Raw genomic sequence first — 16,536 nt, 5'->3', positions numbered from 1 at the left:
TTCACGTTCGTTCTTTCGTCACGGTTTGCCGCTGATACTGGACGACCTCATGCCCAGTCAGCCTAAGGTCGTCCAGGGAGCAATTGGGTCGTGCGTCGGTCGCCTTTATTCGGCCGCTTCGTCTAGAGCATTTCCAGGAAAAGTGCGAAGCGGGTTTTCCGTCAGGATATGCGTAAAAACAAAGAGATAGAGCGTTTGTGCGGTTCCGCATAAATCGGAAACGCTCTAGGATCGCCGATCCAGGCTTCAAGTCGACCGACTGCGTGTCGAAACCGACTGCCTGGTGGAACGGTTGCAGCGATCAAGCGTTATTCTTACCAGGCAGCGTAAGCCCGCAGGCAGAGGCTGCCTGGTATCTCGTCAGGTGGGACTGAATCCCGACCGGAGATAGGAGCAGCGCCATGAGAATTTCTACGAAAATGTCATGCGTCGCATTTGTCGTCACCTTGGCCGGGAACACCGCACCGGCTTTTGCCGACAACTACTATTACGAGCCTGCACCCGGCGGCGTCTATGTTGATCCCATGCCGACGGGCAATGTGTATGTGGAGCCGATGCCGATGTACGGCGCTTACGGTTACTACCGTCCGCCGGCCCGGACGTTGGGTGACGAACGCGAACGCTATACGAATGAGTTCATGGGGCCCGGTGAAGGTGATTACTACCAGGGGATCGCGCACCCGCCACCAGTTCCCTGAGCGCCCGATCGTTCAGCATGAGGAAACGAGCAGCTGCGGCTCAGCGCCAGCCGAGAGTCGGTGCGACGCGATGTAGGGTCGCCTCGATAACGTGTGCGCTGTAGTCGACGCCCAGCTGATTGGGACGGCCGTGTCGGCCTCATCGATTGTCTCGCCTGGCGGCGCGCCAGCTTAGCCCTATGCCGACAGCATGCGGCGAGGTGAGAACAGTTGGCGCACAGTCTTTGGTCGCACCCAATTTCAGGTAAGACCAAGAGTATCAACTAGATGGAAAAGTGGTGGCGACCCCTGCAGGATTCGAACCTGCGACAACCTGCTTAGAAGGCAGGTGCTCTATCCAACTGAGCTAAGGGGCCGTTCCGGGCAGGGCCCGTCGAAAACGGCAGGACCTCAATGGGTCCAGGGCTGCATCCGGCTGAAACGGAAATTGTCCGGGTAGGATACAGTCTTGCGCGTCGCCTCTTTCGGCGCGATCACGCGGTATTCGATGCCGTTGCGTTCAGCGTAGGCGATTGCCTGTTCCGCACTTTCGAAAGTCAGTCGCAGTTGCTGCAACGTGTCGCCGGAGCTGGTGTAGCCCATGATCGGATCGATGGTGCGCGGCTTTTCCTGATCGAACTCCAGCAACCACAGATTCGTCTTGGCTTTACCAGACTGCATGGCGGTCTTTGCTGGACGATAGATCTTTGCGGACATTGTCTCGAACGGCTCCGTTATTTCGCTGGTGGAGCATTTTGCGGCCCCGACATGCGTCTTCCCATAGCGCAGAATGATTTAAAACGGAATGACTTTCAGACGGATAAATCTGGCTTTTCGTCCGTATTTTGTCAGTGCAAGGTGAGTGGTCGATTTACCATGAGGTGGCAATGGCATCACCGCATCCTGCGATCCGGGGCACAAAATGCCCGATATGCCCACATATTGGCGGCAACCAACATCGAGGGCAACTAATAACATAAGATTTTCAAGGGATTTCGTTGGTCGGAGTGGAGAGATTCGAACTCCCGACCCTCTGGTCCCAAACCAGATGCGCTACCAGGCTGCGCTACACTCCGTGCCAACGGCGCCGGAGATACACGCTTCACCCACGCCCTGCAACATGAAATTTCACGTTGACCGACACGGGAGGCCAAATGTGATGCGATGAGAGGGCGCCTTGGCGGCCAATATGCCGGAATTTCAGGCTCTGGTGCCGATTTCTCATTTTCATTTAGTACTCCCTAAACTCCATGCGATAGAGGCGCAGCGACAAACAAACACGCCGAGCCGGATCGATGACCGCCCAACTTGACCTCGCAACTGTGCTGCTGCTTCACAAATCGTCGTTTCTGGTCGGTGCGTTGTGCTTTCTTTATCTCCGGTGGCAGTCACCCCGGAACGAGGGGCTCGGCATTCTGGCAGCCGGGTTTCTTTTTCTCGCTCTGGCCTCGACGCTCTCAGGGTATGGCGAGCAGAAGCTGCTACCCGCTATTCTATGGACGCTTTCCAGTTTTACACTTGGTCTTGGCGGCTACGCCCTGTTCTGGATCGGTTTGCGCCGGCTGAGCGGCCAAAGGCGCCACCGGGCGGATTGGTTGGCGCTTGCCATTCCTTTGACCGGCGCGATTGCCGGCCTGATCACGCACTTCCACGTCATCAATTCTATACGCGCAAGTGCATTCAATACCGGTGCCTTCCTGTTTCTCGCCGCGTCCGCCTTTGCAGTCGTCGCAGATCGGAAAAGCGAGCCGCTGCGGGTCAGGACCATCTTCGCGGCTTCACTCGCAATCGGCGCCACGCTCTGCCTTGCCGTCGTGGTTGGCCTGCTCAAGCCGGATATCCTGCCGATCACCACGACCTACGCCTTCTTCCTGCTGATCATCAGCCACTTCGCCATTGCGCTCTTTGCACTGGTGCTGGTCAAGGAGCGGGCGGAGGCGGCATTGCGGCGAACGGCCGACACGGACATGCTGACCGGTGTGGGAAACCGTCGGTGGTTCCTGTCGCAACTGCCGCGTTTCGGCTGGAAGGGCGACGCCCTTGCAGTCATGGATCTCGATTTCTTCAAACGCATCAATGATCGCTACGGCCATCAGGCGGGCGACCAGGTGCTGATCGCCTTTGCCGAACTGGTGCGGGCAAACCTGCGCGCGACCGATTGTTTCGCAAGGCTCGGCGGCGAGGAGTTCGGGCTCTACCTTCCGAAAACGAACAAGGTGCAGGCGCGAGCGATCGTCGAGCGGTTGCGGCTTGCCACCGAACAATTGCACATCCATTGCGACGGCCAGCGCATTGCCGTCAGTGTCAGCATCGGGTTTGTCGTCGGACAGGATGCGAAAAGCAGCTGGGAAGAGCTCTTCAGTATGGCAGATGCCGCACTCTATCAGGCCAAGGATGCTGGCCGTAACTGCATAGTCGCCTATGCCCCGCCACCGGCTTCGTTCGCAATTGGCATACCAATCGCACGGACAGGTTGAGTTTGACGCGAGGCAGTCGATGATCCGGCTGTCCGCCCTTGCGCGTCGCTATTTCGGGAGCCGGCACATCGCTGGCCTTTTGTCTCCTTAAGAACCTTGGATAAAAAAACGGGCCGGTCGGATCTAGGTCCGGCCGGCCCGTTCCGGCAATATCGCGGAAAGGGGAACGTCTCTGCGCGGGGCTGCAGCACCGCGCGAAGGGAGATCGATTGCCACCTGATAATGCCTGAATGCGGTCCGCCCAATTGACATTTTACGCCAGAAATTTGACATTTCTCGCATGTCTGGCACTGAGAAAATACAATCTATGATCGATGTCGTGGTGGTCGTGCTGCCGGAATCGTCGATCATGTCGCTGGCCTCCGTGCTGGATCCGATGCGCGCTGCCAACCGCGTCTCGGGCCGCCAGGTCTTTCGTTGGCGGTTGCTTTCGGCCGACGGTGAGCCGGTCATCCTGACATGCGGTATACCGATCGCGGTCGACGGCACGTTCTCGCTGCCGCTTGAAGGCGATGTCCTGCTGGCGATCGGTGGCTTCAATCTCGATCGGCATGTCGGGCGCCGGTTCATCGCCACGCTTCAGGAATGCGCCCGCCATTTTGGCATCGTGGCCGGCATCGAATCGGGCTGCTGGCTGCTCGGCCGCAGCGGTCTGCTCAACGGCCGCAAGGCAACCGCCCACTGGGAGGAGCTGGAGGATTTCAGCCAGGCATTTCCAGCATTGACGGTGCTGGGGGATCGGTTCGTCACCGATGGAAAGTTCTGGACCTCCGGTGGTGCGTCACCGACCTTCGACATGATGCTGCACCTCATCACCCAGCGCCTCGGCTCGGCGCTGGCGCTCGATGTCGCCAGCATCTTCGTCTACGACCAGACCCACAGCGCGACGGACATCCAGCCCGTGGTGTCTCTCGGGCGGATCGAGACCCGCGATCCCGGTTTGGCTGAGGCGATCCGCCTGATGGAGCGAACGCTCGAACGGCCGCTGACGGTGTCGGCGCTTGCACGCCGGCTGTCCATTTCGCAGCGGAAGCTGGAACTGCTGTTTACAAAGGGATTATCGACCAGCCCCGGCGCCTATTACCTGCGCCTGCGCCTGCAGGTGGCGCATCGACTGGTGCGCGATTCGGGCAGCCCGATCCGCGAGATCGCGCTGCGCTGTGGCTTCGACAGCCTGTCGGCTTTTTCCCGCGCCTATAGCCGCGAATATGGGACGAGCCCGCTGAAGATGCGTAGCAGGCACCGCGGCGCGGGTGCGACGTCGGAAGGTGGCGAGGGGATCTGAAGGTTGTGAGCGCACCGAACCTTTGCCAGCCATTATTATGTTTGGCGGTCGCGCTATCGGACGCCTGGGCTGCTGCTATTGGCAGCGTGCTTCGAAGCGGCGGCCATAGCGATCCCGATAGATACAATAGCCGTCACGCTCCCGGGAACGACCAATCAGGTTGCCCATAATGCCGCCGGCCACAGCGCCGATAGCCGCGCCGCCCCAGCTGTCGCTCACCACGCCTCCGATGATTGCGCCGGTTCCTGCACCGATTGCAGTCCCTCGCTCTGTCTGAGTGCAGGACGCGAGGGTACCAATCATTCCAACCGCAATGACAAGCTTTCTCATGCTTTCATCCCTTTGCTCGATATCAACCCGGGGCCTGGTGCACGTCTTTGCATCCACGGCGTGAGGTTCAGCATCTACGCAATGCTTGCAATTGTCGATAGTGCCGATTCTCAAAGGCGGCCGGCGCGCTGCTTGGCCTCTCATCCGCGCGGCCGCTGGGAAAGCTCCAACTACGCCGGCAAGAAAGTTGCATTTCTGACCAATGCACCGATCCCGCCTGTCGGCGGACGTACAGCCAGTTCAGAAGATCCACGAGGTTGTCGACTTTCCTGCCCGCTACCGAATGCCAATGGCTGGCACGGTCACCACCTGCGTCTGTACAAGCAGCGCCGGCCGGTACGGTGACCTGTGTTTCTGGCGAAGCATTCCCATATCTTAGCAACGCGGAAGGCAAGGGCGTTCCAGTTAGGGCACGGCGATTTTGAGGGATTTCGATGTACGGTGGCGACTCACTAAGGAGCAGCGATCAAGTGATTTTTAGCTAAGCGCTTGAATTTAAGTGGTGAGCGCGCAGGGATTCGAACCCTGGACCTACTGATTAAAAGTCAGTTGCTCTACCGGCTGAGCTACGCGCTCCCTGGCCGCGGCGGTGAAGCCCGGCGGAAGTGGGCGGACATATGCACTTGAGCTTCCCGCCGGTCAACCCAAAAATTACGGCTTTCGTGAAGAAATGGTGCATGGCGCAATGATCGCCAAAAGGTGATTGGTATCGTCACGGTCATGCGGCTAAGGAATGGCCCAAATACCGCATGCCGGAGTTCTTGCCGTTGTCGATTGCCGATATTTCGATCTGGACCGCCATTCTCGCTGGCGCTCTGTCCTTTCTTTCGCCCTGTGTTCTGCCGCTTGTCCCGCCCTATCTCTGCTATATGGCCGGGGTGTCGGTCGACCAGTTCCGCAGCGGCGAGGTGGTTTCTGCCCGCAGCACCCGGCGCGCCGTTCTGCCGGCGGCGCTTCTGTTTACGCTCGGCTTTGCGACCGTGTTCGTGTCGCTCGGTGCCGGCGCATCCTCGATCGGCCTGCTGTTGCGCCAGCACATGGATCTCCTGTCGCGTATCGGCGGCGTGGTGATCATCATCATGGGCCTGCATTTCCTTGGCGTGTTCAAGATCGGCCTGCTTGCCCGCGAGGCGCGGTTTCAAGGCGGCGGCAAGCCGGCGACGCTGTCGGGCGCCTATATCATGGGCCTTGCCTTCGCCTTTGGCTGGACGCCGTGTATTGGTCCGGTGCTCGGCACGATTCTCGGCGTTGCAGCTGCGCGCGATACGGTCACGGACGGCGCCATGCTTCTGGCCGTCTATTCGCTCGGGCTTGCGATCCCGTTCTGGATCGCCGCCGGTTTTTCCGGTGCGTTCATGCGCTTTCTCCTGCGGTTCCGTCGCCATCTCGGTCTCGTCGAAAAGCTGATGGGCGCGCTTCTGGTGCTGGCCGGCCTTGCCTTCCTCTTCGGCTTCATCAGCTCCGTCGCCATCTGGTTCCAGCAGACCTTCCCGATTCTGATGAAAATCGGCTAGGTCATCAGCGGGTCAATGGACGGGGTTGGCCCTAGCCAAGTGCGCCTCAACCTATTGGAATCGATCGGGTTGATGATATTGGGTTGAACAGGCCCGATTGCGTGAGGGGCGTGTGCATCGTGCCCAACGCGTGGGTACCGCGACAGCGACCGGGTTATGAGCGGGGATTACGTGCCCGCTCAATGTGTCGCATGAGCATGGTCGGGGAGAGGCATGACGGAAATTGCTGGCCTGGTATTGCCGTTCTTCGGGTTGATCTTTCTCGGCTATCTCACCGCCCGCTTCGTCGAGCATCCAGGCGAAGCGATGGGGTGGCTGAACACCTTCATCATCTATCTCGCCTTGCCGGCGCTGTTCTTCAAGCTGGTGTCGCGAACGCCGATCGAGCAACTGACACGAGCAGATTTTATTCTGACGAGCGTCGGTGCGACCTATGTGGTCTTTTCGCTGATCTTCATCATCGGGCTCTACGTCCGGCGCAATACCGTTGGCGAAGCGACGATCCAGGGTTTTGCCGCGGCCTATGGCAATATCGGCTATATGGGGCCGGGCCTCGCCTTGCTGGCGCTGGGTGACGCGGCGGCGGTGCCGGTCGCACTGATTTTCTGCTTCGAGAATGCGGCGCACTTTACCGTGGCGCCGGCGATGATGGCGCTTTCCGGTGGGCGAAAGGAAAAGCCTGCGGTTCTGGCCCTTGGCATCGCCCGCAAGATCATCCTGCATCCGTTCATTCTGTCGACCCTTGCCGGCGTCATCGCGGCGTTTTTCGCGGTCCAGCCTCCGCTGCCGGCGCAGCGGTTGATCGACTATCTGGCGCAGGCCGCCGCTCCTTGCGCGTTGTTTGCGATGGGTGTGACGCTGGCGCTCCGGCCGATCAAACGCATCCCGGTCGAGATCGGCTATATCGTGCCGGCCAAGCTTATCCTGCATCCGGTGCTGGTGTTCACGGCGCTCGGCCTGACGGGCAACTATGATCCGGTGTGGGTGCAGACGGCCGTGCTGCTGGCGGCGCTGCCGACAGCGACCAATGTCTTTGTCATCGGCCACCAATATGGCGTCTGGCAGGAGCGGGCCTCTGCGACGATCCTGATCACGACGCTGCTTTCGGTCGCAACCGTGACCGGGCTGCTCTATCTGATCCGCTCAGGCGCTCTTCCGGCCGATCTTTTCCCGTAAGCTGTCCTTCAACGCGTGAAACGCGCTGCCGGGGTGCACGCCTTCGCGCATCAGCAGGCTGCGCAGCGGTCCGGCAGCCGAGAGGATGTGCAGGCCGACGGCGCGCAGCGCCTGAACCGGCAGGAAACTCGACAGCAGCGATCGGTTCAACAGATCGACGCTCGCCGTGCGGCTAACGATATCGAGGCGGCGCCGACTGTCGAACCGGTCGCCGATGTCGCCCGCGAGATTGTCGTCCGTCTTTGCGCCGATCAGATCGACCAGCGTCATCGCGTCGCGAAGGCTCAAGTTGAGACCCTGGGCGCCGATTGGCGGAAAGGCGTGCGCCGCTTCGCCGACGAGCGCGACCCGGCCCTTGCCGAAGCGATGAGCGCTCATGCCCGACAGCGGGAAGGACTGTGGGCTGCCTTCGACCGTGACCTTGCCGAGGATCGACTGCATCCGGTCTTCGACGGCGCGCGAGAGTGCGGCGAGATCGAGCGCCAGCGTGGCTGCGGCATCGTCGGGCTTGCGCACCCAGACGAGGCTCGAGCGGTTGCCGGGCAGGGGCACCTGGGTGAAGGGCCCGCTCTCGGTGTGAAACTCCGTCGAGGTGTCCTGGTGGGAAAGCTCGTGCGAAAAGTTGAGGACGACGGCCGTCTGCGGATAGGACCAGGTGCTGACCGAAATCTTGGCGGCTTCCCGCACCGGCGACCGACGGCCGTCGGCACCGACGACCAGATCGGCGGTGATGTCGCGCCCGTCATCGAGCGAGATCCGCACCTTGTCGCCGGAGAGGTCGAAATCGGACGCTGACATCGTCATGCGATCGAGCGTCTCCGTCTCGGATGCCCGCTCCCGCAGAATGTCGAGGAAGGGGGCGTTCGGAATGTTGTAGCCGAAGGCCGCAAGGCCGACTTCCGACGCGCGGAAGTTCACTGTCGGCGCGCGCAGCAGGCGGTTTGTCCCATCCAGAATGCGCATCGTTGATAGCGGCGCCGTCAGCGGCTGCACCTTCTCCCAGAGGTTCAATTTCTTCAGATAGTCGATCGACTGGTCCATCAACGCGGTCGTCCGTCCGTCTGATGATGCCGGTTCCGGTCCGATCAGCGCGACGCGGTAGCCGCTCTCCGCGAGAGCGATCACTGCCAGAGAACCCGCGAGGCCAGCGCCGACGACGGCGATGTCGTAATGATCCATGATGGAAAGAACCCTTTCGCTCGCGCCATCAAGCGCCTGCTGCTTTCATCTCATCTTACTTCTAGTCTTGGGCAGAGGCGAAATAAATGGGTTGAATCAGCGCAGAAGCAATTTGAAAGTGTCCACAGAACAATCTTCGCCGGATAAAGTCGTGCTTGAATTTTGCTGGCGATGCGTTGCAAAGGGTGCATATTACGCGCAATGCGCCGCCACAGCGGTTGAGGCAGAGAGTAAAACTCTGTCTGGGGAAATGCAGAAGGGGATAGGCGGCGTCCGCAGATGAAGTTTTTCAACTACAAACGAGTCCCCTACGCCGAGATCCGCGCCTTCTCCGTGCACATATTGACCGCCTCCGGGTCATTCCTCGCTTTTCTTGGCGTCGTCGCCGCGGCCGAACACCGCTTCGTCGATATGTTCTGGTGGCTCGGCCTGGCCTTGCTGGTGGATGGCATCGATGGTCCGATCGCCCGCAAGGTGCGGGTCAAGGAAGTGCTTCCCAATTGGTCGGGCGACACGCTCGACAACGTCATCGACTATGTGACTTACGTGCTCCTGCCGGCGTTTGCGCTCTACCAGAGCGGCATGATCGGCGAGCCATGGTCCTTCGTTGCGGCCGGCGCCATCGTTGTCTCAAGCGCGATCTACTATGCCGACATGGGCATGAAGACCGACGAATACTTTTTCTCGGGCTTTCCCGTCGTCTGGAACATGGTCGTCTTTACGCTGTTCGTCATCCAGGCGAGCGAGCTGACCGCCTCGATCGTCGTCTTCGTATCGGTAGTGTTGACCTTCCTGCCGATCAACTTCCTGCATCCGGTGCGCGTCCAGCGGTTAAGACCGCTCAACCTCGGTGTCTTTTTCCTCTGGTCGGCGCTCAGCATGTACGCCCTGCTTCTGCATTTCGTGACACCGGCCTGGGTGGTGACCGGTGTTCTTGCAACAGGCATCTATCTCTACGTGATTGGTTTCGTCCTGCAGATCCTCCCCAAGCTCGGCCGGACCTAGGAGCTCTTCGATGGCACAGGCAATTGTCGTACGCGAACTCGGTGGACCTGAAGTCCTGAAGCTGGAGGGCGTTACGCTCTCGCCGCCGGGGCCGGGTGAGGTGCAGATCCGCCAGGTGGCTGTCGGGTTGAATTTCATCGACGTCTATTTCCGCACCGGGCTCTACAAGTCCGCCTCGGGCCTGCCCTTTGTCCCGGGCAAGGAAGGTGCGGGGATCGTGACGGCTGTCGGTGATGGCGTCAGCCTCTTCGGTGTTGGCGACCGGGTGGCCTACGCCTCGTCGGATGGCGCCTATGCCAGCGAGCGAAACGTCGAAGCCTCGCAACTGGTCAAGGTGCCGGACGGCATCTCGCTTGAGACGGCGGCGGCGATGATGCTGAAAGGTATGACCGCGCAATATCTGCTCAATCAGACATTCCAGGTTGGGCCTGAAACGACGCTGCTCTTCCATGCTGCTGCCGGCGGCGTCGGCTTGATTGCCGGCCAATGGGCAAAGGCTCTGGGTGCAACCGTCATTGGTACGGCCGGATCGCAGGACAAGATCGATCTGGCGCTTGCCCATGGCTATGACCACGTCATCAACTACCGCACGGACGATTTCGTTGCCCGGGTCAAGGAACTGACCGACGGCAAGGGTGTTGATGTCGTTTATGATTCGGTCGGCAAGGACACCTATCCGGCCTCGCTCGATTGCCTGAAATCGCGCGGCCTCTGGGTGAGCTTCGGCAATTCGTCCGGTCCTGTCGATGCCTTCAGCATCGGCATTCTGGCACAGAAGGGTTCGCTGTTTGCGACGCGTCCGACACTCTTCGGGTATGTGCAGACGCGGCCTGCGCTTGAAGCGTGTGCAAATTCCCTCTTTGATATTGTGCAAAGCAACAAAGTGCGTATCAATATCAATCAGACTTATCCGCTTGCCGACGCCGGTCGCGCGCATACGGATCTTGAGACAAGAAAAACGAGTGGAACAACACTGCTGATTCCTTGATCGAAGCCTTAAGGCGGACGGGGATCGACAGAGGGGAAAAGAGGGCAGCGTGCCTGTTGAGGGAGCAACTGCGAACGGTCCGTTGTTGACTGTGAGCAACCTGACGAAATTGTTTGGCTCGTTTGCGGCCTGCAATGAAATCAACCTGCAGATAGACCAAGGCGAAATCCACGCCCTTCTCGGCGAAAACGGTGCCGGAAAATCGACGCTGGTGAAAATGCTGTTCGGCGTTCTCGCGCCGACGGTAGGCGAGATCGTGTGGCAAGGGCGCAGCGTGCGCATCGCCAGCCCGGCCGCGGCCCGCAAGCTCGGCATCGGCATGGTTTTCCAGCACTTTTCGCTGTTCGAGGCGCTGACGGTAGCGGAAAACATAGCGCTGTCGATGGACGGCAACATTTCGCTGGCCGAGGTCGCGGAGGAAGCTTCACGCCTGTCGCACGCCTATGGCCTGCCGCTCGATCCGAAGGCGCATGTGGCCGACCTTTCCGTCGGCGAACGCCAGCGCATCGAGATCGTCCGCGCCCTCTTGCAGAACCCGCGTCTGATCATTCTTGACGAACCGACATCGGTGCTGACGCCGCAGGAGGCCGATCGACTGTTCGAGACGCTCAACAAGCTCAAGGCGGAGGGACGTTCGGTTCTCTATATCAGCCACCGGCTGGAGGAAGTGCAGCGCATCTGCGACCGCGCCACCGTGCTGCGCCACGGCAAGGTCACGGGCGCCTGTGACCCCAAGGTGGAAACGCCGGCGTCGCTGGCGCGTATGATGGTCGGAAGCGACGTTGCGGCGGTGACCGCCGAGGGCACCAGCACCAAGGGCGAGGTGCAGCTGGAAGCGCGCCACCTTTCCGTTTCCGCACGCACGCCGTTTGCCGTTTCGCTGAAGAACATCTGTCTCAAGGTGCGTGCCGGCGAAGTGCTGGCGATCGCCGGTGTGGCCGGCAACGGCCAGGGCGAACTCTTCGACGCGCTGTCCGGCGAGTATCCGGTTGCAGACGATGCTGCGGTGCAGATCAGGCAAAGGCCGGTCGGCAACAGGAACATCAACGCGCGACGGCTGATGGGCGCCGGCTTCGTTCCGGAAGAGCGCCATGGCCACGCTGCGGTTTCGGCGATGCCGCTCTCGGACAATCTCGTGCTGGCCAGAAGCCGGTCCGACGCCAGGGCCTTCCTCGGCGGCGGCTTTCTCAAGATCATCCGCCGGGACGCGGTGACCACGGCGACCATGCGCATCTCCGAAGCGATGGACGTGCGCAAGAGCGGGGAAGATCCTCCGGCCGGATCGCTTTCCGGCGGAAATTTGCAGAAATTCATCGTCGGTCGCGAGCTCGACCGCCAGCCCGCCGTCCTGGTCGTCAACCAGCCGACCTGGGGCGTCGACGCGGGCGCTGCGAGCCGGATCCGTCAAGCGCTTGTCGATCTCGCCAAGGCGGGCTCCGCGGTGCTGGTGATCAGCCAGGACCTTGACGAGATCTTCGAGGTGGCGACCGAGATCGCGGTGATCAGTGAAGGACGGCTTTCCGATCCATATCCGGCGCGCGAGCTTTCGCGCGAGAAGATCGGCCTGCTGATGGGTGGCATGTACGGCAAGACGGAAGACACGGGGGCTGTGCATGCGCATTGAACTGGAAAAGCGCGCCAAGATATCGGCGCTGTTCTCGATCCTGTCCCCATTCATCGCCTTTCTACTGACGATCATCTTCGGCGGCATCATGTTTGCACTACTGGGCAAGAACCCGGTCATGGCGCTCTACAGCTTCTTCGTCGAGCCGCTGAGCGAGGTCTGGTCGCTGCACGAACTGGCGATCAAGGCCGCGCCGCTGATCCTGATCGCCGTCGGCCTTTCGGTCTGTTTCCGCTCGAACAACTGGAACATCGGCGCCGAGGGGCAGTTCATCATGGGAGCGATCGCCGGCTCGATCCTGCCGGTGGTGTTTTACGAGTGGCAGTCGCCGCTCGTGCTGCCGCTGATGATGCTGATGGGCATGCTCGGTGGCGCGCTGTTTGCCGCCATTCCCGCCTTCCTCAAGGCGCACATGAACACCAACGAGATCCTGACGAGCTTGATGCTGGTCTACGTCGCCCAGCTCTTTCTCGACTGGATCGTGCGCGGCCCCTGGCGCAATCCGCAGGGCATGAACTTCCCGGAGACGCGCAGCTTTGCGGCTGACGCCATCCTGCCGGAACTGATCGCGTCGGGGCGCACCCACTGGGGTTTTGCCTTCGCCATCATCGCGGCGATCCTCGTCTGGTTCATGATGCGTTATACGCTGAAGGGCTTCGAGATCGCGGTTCTCGGTCAGTCGGAGCGGGCAGGACGCTTTGCCGGTTTCTCGTCGCGGCGGATGATCTGGTTTTCGATGCTGCTCTCGGGTGCGCTTGCCGGTCTGGCCGGGATCTCCGAGGTCAGCGGCGCGATCCAGCAGCTGCGCCCGGTGATTTCGCCCGGCTATGGCTTCACCGCGATCATCGTCGCGTTTCTCGGGCGGCTCAATCCGCTCGGCATCATCGCCGCCGGCCTCGTTCTGGCGCTGACCTATCTCGGCGGCGAAGCGGCGCAGCTCTCGATTGGCGTGTCGGACAAGGTCACGCGCGTCTTCCAGGGCCTGCTGCTGTTCTTCGTGCTCTCCTGCGACACGCTCATTCATTATCGCATCCGGCTGGTCTGGTATCGGTTTGCCGAGACAAACACGGACGGGAGCCGTTGATGGGGATCGTCGAAGCCATACTGTTGAGCGTCATCACCGCCGCAACACCGCTTGTCATTGCCGCCCTCGGCGAACTGGTGACGGAGCGCTCTGGCGTGCTCAATCTCGGTGTTGAGGGCATGCTGGTCATGGGCGCCGTCTGCGCCTTTGCCGCAACCCGGATCACCGGGTCGCCCTACCTCGGGATTCTGGCCGGGGTCGTCTGCGGCGCTGTGTTCTCACAGCTCTTCGCATTCCTGACGTTGACGCTGGTTGCCAACCAGGTGGCGACCGGCCTGGCGTTGACGCTGCTTGGTCTTGGCGTTTCCGGTATGCTCGGAGAGAGCTTTCTCGGCATGCAGGGCATCAAGCTGCAACCCATCGTCATCCCGGTGCTGGCTGATATTCCGGTCCTCGGGCCGCTGTTGTTCCGGCAGGACATCATCTTCTATCTGTCGATTGCCCTGGTCGCGGGCGTTCACTGGTTCCTGTTCAGGAGCCGCGCGGGTTTGAAGCTGCGCGCGGTCGGCGACAGCCATGCCTCCGCCCATGCCCTTGGCGTCAACGTCATCAGGACGCGCTATCTCGCGGTGATGTTCGGCGGTGCCTGCGCGGGCCTTGCCGGCGCGCAGTTGTCGCTGGTCTACACTCCGCAATGGGTGGAAAACATGTCTGCCGGCCGTGGCTGGATCGCGCTTGCGCTGGTGGTGTTTTCGTCCTGGCGTCCGTGGCGTCTCGTTGCCGGCGGCTATCTGTTCGGTGCCGTTTCCATCAGCCAGCTTCATGCGCAGGCCTTCGGCATCGGCATTCCGTCGCAATTCCTGTCGTCGCTTCCCTATCTCGCGACGATCGTCGTGCTCATCCTCATTTCACATAACCGGCGCACGACCCTGATCAATACGCCGGCATCGCTCGGTAAGCCGTTTGTGCCAGATCGGTGACAATAACAACCCAGACGGACGTTTCTCAAACCGACAGAGGTCAAGAAAATGAAAAAACTACTGCTCGCTCTCGCAAGTACCGCTGCCGTCATCGGCTTTGCCAGCGCCGCTGCCGCTCAGGACAAGGCGAAGGTCTGCTTCGTCTATGTCGGTTCCAAGACCGACGGCGGCTGGACCCAGGCACACGATATCGGTCGCCTGGAACTGGAAAAGAAGCTCGGTGACAAGATCGAGACGCAATTCCTCGAAAGTGTGCCGGAAGGCCCGGATGCCGAGCGCGCGATCGAGCGCATGGCACGTTCCGGCTGCGGCCTGATTTTCACGACGTCCTTCGGCTTTATGGATGCGACGATCAAGATCGCCCAGAAGTTCCCGGACGTGAAGTTCGAGCACGCCACCGGCTACAAGACCGCCCCGAATGTGGCGACCTATAACAGCCGCTTCTACGAGGGCCGCTACATCCAGGGCGTGATCGCTGCCAAGATGTCCGAGAAGGGGGTTGCCGGTTACATCGCCTCGTTCCCGATCCCCGAAGTGGTGATGGGCATCAACGCTTTCGTCGTCGGCGCGCGCTCGGTCAACCCGGACTTCAAGATCAAGGTCGTATGGGCCAACACCTGGTTTGACCCGGGCAAGGAAGCCGATGCCGCCAAGGCGCTCGTCGACCAGGGCGTCGATATCCTGACCCAGCACACCGATACGACGGCGCCGATGCAGGTGGCCGCAGAACGCGGCATCAAGGCCTTTGGCCAGGCATCCGACATGATCGCTGCCGGCCCGAAGACCCAGCTGACCGCGATCGTCGACACCTGGGGCGCCTACTACATCAAGCGCACCGAGGCTTTCCTCGACGGCAAATGGGAAACAACGTCGAGCTGGGACGGCCTGAAGGACGGCATCCTGACTATGGCGCCCTACACCAACATGCCTGACGACGTGAAGAAGCTGGCCGAAGAAGCGGAAGCCAAGATCAAGTCGGGCGAGCTGAAGCCGTTCACCGGTCCGCTGAAGAAGCAGGATGGCAGCGAGTGGCTGGCCGCAGGCGCATCGTCGGATGACGGCACACTGCTCGGCATGAACTTCTACGTCGAAGGCGTCGACGACCAGCTGCCGAAGTAAGCACAACGGAAGAACGCAGAAAATGTTCAAACCCCGCCGTTACGGCGGGGTTTGTCGTTATCGATATATTGGGCCGAGGCTTGGTGGCGCATTATTGCGGCATGACCCAATCAGCCGAGATTGATGCAATCAACGGTCGTGCGGGCCGGTTTCAGCCATAGTGCAGCTTGGCTGCATTTCGTGTAATGCTTGAGGAATCGGTTGGCCATTCCTGGGCCTGCTCATCCTGTTCGTGGGGATGGGTGGACCGGCGAGATATGGCATTTTGAGGCGCTGCATTTGGCGCTGTCAGGCAAGGGAGTGCCTGGAGGAGGTGGGTTGAACAGGAGCTTGCTGGAGACTGTCCTTTCCGGGACGCGGAAGCGCACCAGTCATGCGCATGTGGTCGACCAGCTTGGCAAGGCGATCGTTTCAGGCGAGTTCCCGATCGGGTCGATCCTGCCCGGCGATCCGGAGCTTGCAGCGCGCTTTAAGGTGTCGCGCACGGTTCTTCGCGAAGCGATGAAGACGCTTGCCGCAAAGGGTCTGGTCGTGCCACGGGCTCGCATTGGCACGCGCGTCACGCCCAGAAATGATTGGAACCTCTTCGACAACGACATCCTGACCTGGCATTTTGAATGTGGTGTGGACGAGGAGTTCCTCTACCACCTCTCCGAAGTGCGTCTCGCCTTCGAGCCGCACGCTGCGGCTCTTGCTGCGCGCAACGCTTCTGAGGCCGAGATCAGCCGCATGATGCGCCTCGCGGTCGCCATGGGTGAGGCCGGCCATACTGCCGAGAGCCTCGCCTTTGCCGATCTGAAATTCCATCTGTCGATTGCGGAAGCTTCGGGCAACCCGTTCATGCGGACGGTCGGTGGGCTGATCGAGGCGGCGCTGGTCGGCATTTTCAAACTGAGTTCACCCGTCGAAGAAAAGGGCGGCGTCGACGAGGTCGCCCGCAATCACATCCGCATCGTCGAGGAAATCGGCAGGCGCGACGAAGCGGGCGCGCGCGCAGCGATGGAAAATGTCATCAAGATCGGGCGCGAGCGCGTGCGCGGCGCCCTCAGGTCGGGCGAAAACTGAGCCACCTTCGTCGGACGTGTCCGAGTTTCGGTCCGCTCTCGCCTCGCGAAATACGGGCGAAGCGCATTTGGTGACACGGATTTCGAGAACTGC

General features: G+C 60.8%; 15 protein-coding genes, 3 tRNA genes and 1 pseudogene. 12 read left to right on the top strand and 7 right to left on the bottom strand.

The genetic code is table 11. From position 1 onward, the window contains the following. The first annotated feature begins 401 nt into the window (after positions 1-401). Positions 402-698 carry a hypothetical protein gene (locus ASD02_RS08480; protein ID WP_025426897.1) on the top strand — a complete coding sequence of 99 codons (297 nt, stop codon included), beginning with the start codon at positions 402-404 and terminating at the stop codon, positions 696-698. Positions 699-738: 40 nt separating this feature from the next. Here ASD02_RS08480 and ASD02_RS38045 read toward each other — a convergent pair. From ASD02_RS38045 to ASD02_RS08465, 4 genes and pseudogenes are all read right to left on the bottom strand, one after another. Then, positions 739-822 (bottom strand): annotated as a pseudogene (locus tag ASD02_RS38045) (flavin-dependent oxidoreductase); the annotation flags it as partial. A 155-nt stretch (positions 823-977) separates the two neighbouring features. Beyond that, positions 978-1,054: transfer RNA gene (locus tag ASD02_RS08475), tRNA-Arg, on the bottom strand. Positions 1,055-1,088: 34 nt separating this feature from the next. Beyond that, entirely contained in the window at positions 1,089-1,394 is a 306-nt protein-coding gene (locus tag ASD02_RS08470) for an ETC complex I subunit (RefSeq protein WP_025426983.1), read from the bottom strand. Between the two features lie 282 nt (positions 1,395-1,676). Continuing rightward, positions 1,677-1,753, bottom strand: a tRNA-Pro gene (locus tag ASD02_RS08465). A 219-nt stretch (positions 1,754-1,972) separates the two neighbouring features. Here ASD02_RS08465 and ASD02_RS08460 point away from each other — a divergent pair. Next, positions 1,973-3,154, top strand: coding sequence for a GGDEF domain-containing protein (locus ASD02_RS08460; protein WP_057220534.1), 1,182 nt, complete (start codon positions 1,973-1,975; stop codon positions 3,152-3,154). A gap of 280 nt (positions 3,155-3,434) precedes the next feature. Next, a complete protein-coding gene (locus tag ASD02_RS08455; RefSeq protein ID WP_025426984.1) occupies positions 3,435-4,439 on the top strand; it encodes a GlxA family transcriptional regulator in 1,005 nt (334 codons plus the stop codon). Positions 4,440-4,514: 75 nt separating this feature from the next. Here ASD02_RS08455 and ASD02_RS08450 read toward each other — a convergent pair whose 3' ends face one another. Further along, complete coding sequence (locus ASD02_RS08450; RefSeq protein WP_025426985.1) at positions 4,515-4,769, bottom strand: YMGG-like glycine zipper-containing protein; 255 nt, start codon at positions 4,767-4,769, stop codon at positions 4,515-4,517. A 500-nt stretch (positions 4,770-5,269) separates the two neighbouring features. Beyond that, a tRNA-Lys gene (locus ASD02_RS08445) sits at positions 5,270-5,345 on the bottom strand. 191 nt (positions 5,346-5,536) lie between these two features. Between ASD02_RS08445 and ASD02_RS08440 the strand changes: the two genes are divergently transcribed. Continuing rightward, entirely contained in the window at positions 5,537-6,283 is a 747-nt protein-coding gene (locus ASD02_RS08440; RefSeq protein WP_025426986.1) for a cytochrome c biogenesis CcdA family protein, read from the top strand. 213 nt (positions 6,284-6,496) lie between these two features. Further along, the gene (locus tag ASD02_RS08435) at positions 6,497-7,459 is read left to right on the top strand and encodes an AEC family transporter (protein WP_025426987.1); all 963 of its coding nucleotides are present in this window, start codon (positions 6,497-6,499) and stop codon (positions 7,457-7,459) included. Here the strand turns inward: ASD02_RS08435 and ASD02_RS08430 are convergent. Then, positions 7,427-8,638, bottom strand: coding sequence for a UbiH/UbiF family hydroxylase (locus ASD02_RS08430; RefSeq protein ID WP_057220533.1), 1,212 nt, complete (start codon positions 8,636-8,638; stop codon positions 7,427-7,429). The two genes, ASD02_RS08435 and ASD02_RS08430, sit on opposite strands and share 33 nt — an antisense overlap. 279 nt (positions 8,639-8,917) lie before the next feature. On the opposite strand from ASD02_RS08430, the gene pcsA reads away from it, so the two are divergent. The 7 genes from pcsA (at position 8,918) to ASD02_RS08395 (ending at position 16,443) form a co-directional block, all read left to right on the top strand. Continuing rightward, positions 8,918-9,643: a phosphatidylcholine synthase gene (pcsA, locus tag ASD02_RS08425; protein WP_025426989.1), complete on the top strand. Its 726-nt coding sequence runs from the start codon at positions 8,918-8,920 to the stop codon at positions 9,641-9,643. Between the two features lie 10 nt (positions 9,644-9,653). Further along, a complete protein-coding gene (locus ASD02_RS08420) occupies positions 9,654-10,631 on the top strand; it encodes a quinone oxidoreductase (RefSeq protein ID WP_025426990.1) in 978 nt (325 codons plus the stop codon). Positions 10,632-10,680: 49 nt separating this feature from the next. Further along, positions 10,681-12,255, top strand: a complete 1,575-nt coding sequence (locus tag ASD02_RS08415; RefSeq protein ID WP_025426991.1) for an ABC transporter ATP-binding protein — start codon at positions 10,681-10,683, stop codon at positions 12,253-12,255. After that, positions 12,245-13,339 (top strand): ABC transporter permease, encoded by a 1,095-nt coding sequence (locus ASD02_RS08410; protein WP_057209407.1) that lies wholly within the window; start codon positions 12,245-12,247, stop codon positions 13,337-13,339. The genes ASD02_RS08415 and ASD02_RS08410 overlap by 11 nt, the downstream gene beginning before the upstream one ends. Then, complete coding sequence (locus ASD02_RS08405) at positions 13,339-14,259, top strand: ABC transporter permease (RefSeq protein WP_025426993.1); 921 nt, start codon at positions 13,339-13,341, stop codon at positions 14,257-14,259. The genes ASD02_RS08410 and ASD02_RS08405 overlap by 1 nt, the downstream gene beginning before the upstream one ends. A gap of 48 nt (positions 14,260-14,307) precedes the next feature. After that, positions 14,308-15,378: a BMP family ABC transporter substrate-binding protein gene (locus ASD02_RS08400; RefSeq protein WP_025426994.1), complete on the top strand. Its 1,071-nt coding sequence runs from the start codon at positions 14,308-14,310 to the stop codon at positions 15,376-15,378. A 318-nt stretch (positions 15,379-15,696) separates the two neighbouring features. Further along, positions 15,697-16,443 (top strand): FadR/GntR family transcriptional regulator, encoded by a 747-nt coding sequence (locus ASD02_RS08395; protein WP_025426995.1) that lies wholly within the window; start codon positions 15,697-15,699, stop codon positions 16,441-16,443. Positions 16,444-16,536: the final 93 nt, after the last annotated feature.

Source organism: Ensifer sp. Root1252 (assembly GCF_001425885.1).
In the GTDB taxonomy this organism is placed as follows: Bacteria; Pseudomonadota; Alphaproteobacteria; order Rhizobiales; family Rhizobiaceae; genus Ensifer; species Ensifer canadensis.
Note: the sequence above shows the minus strand (reverse complement) of the source record. Positions and strands in the feature narration are given on the sequence as shown.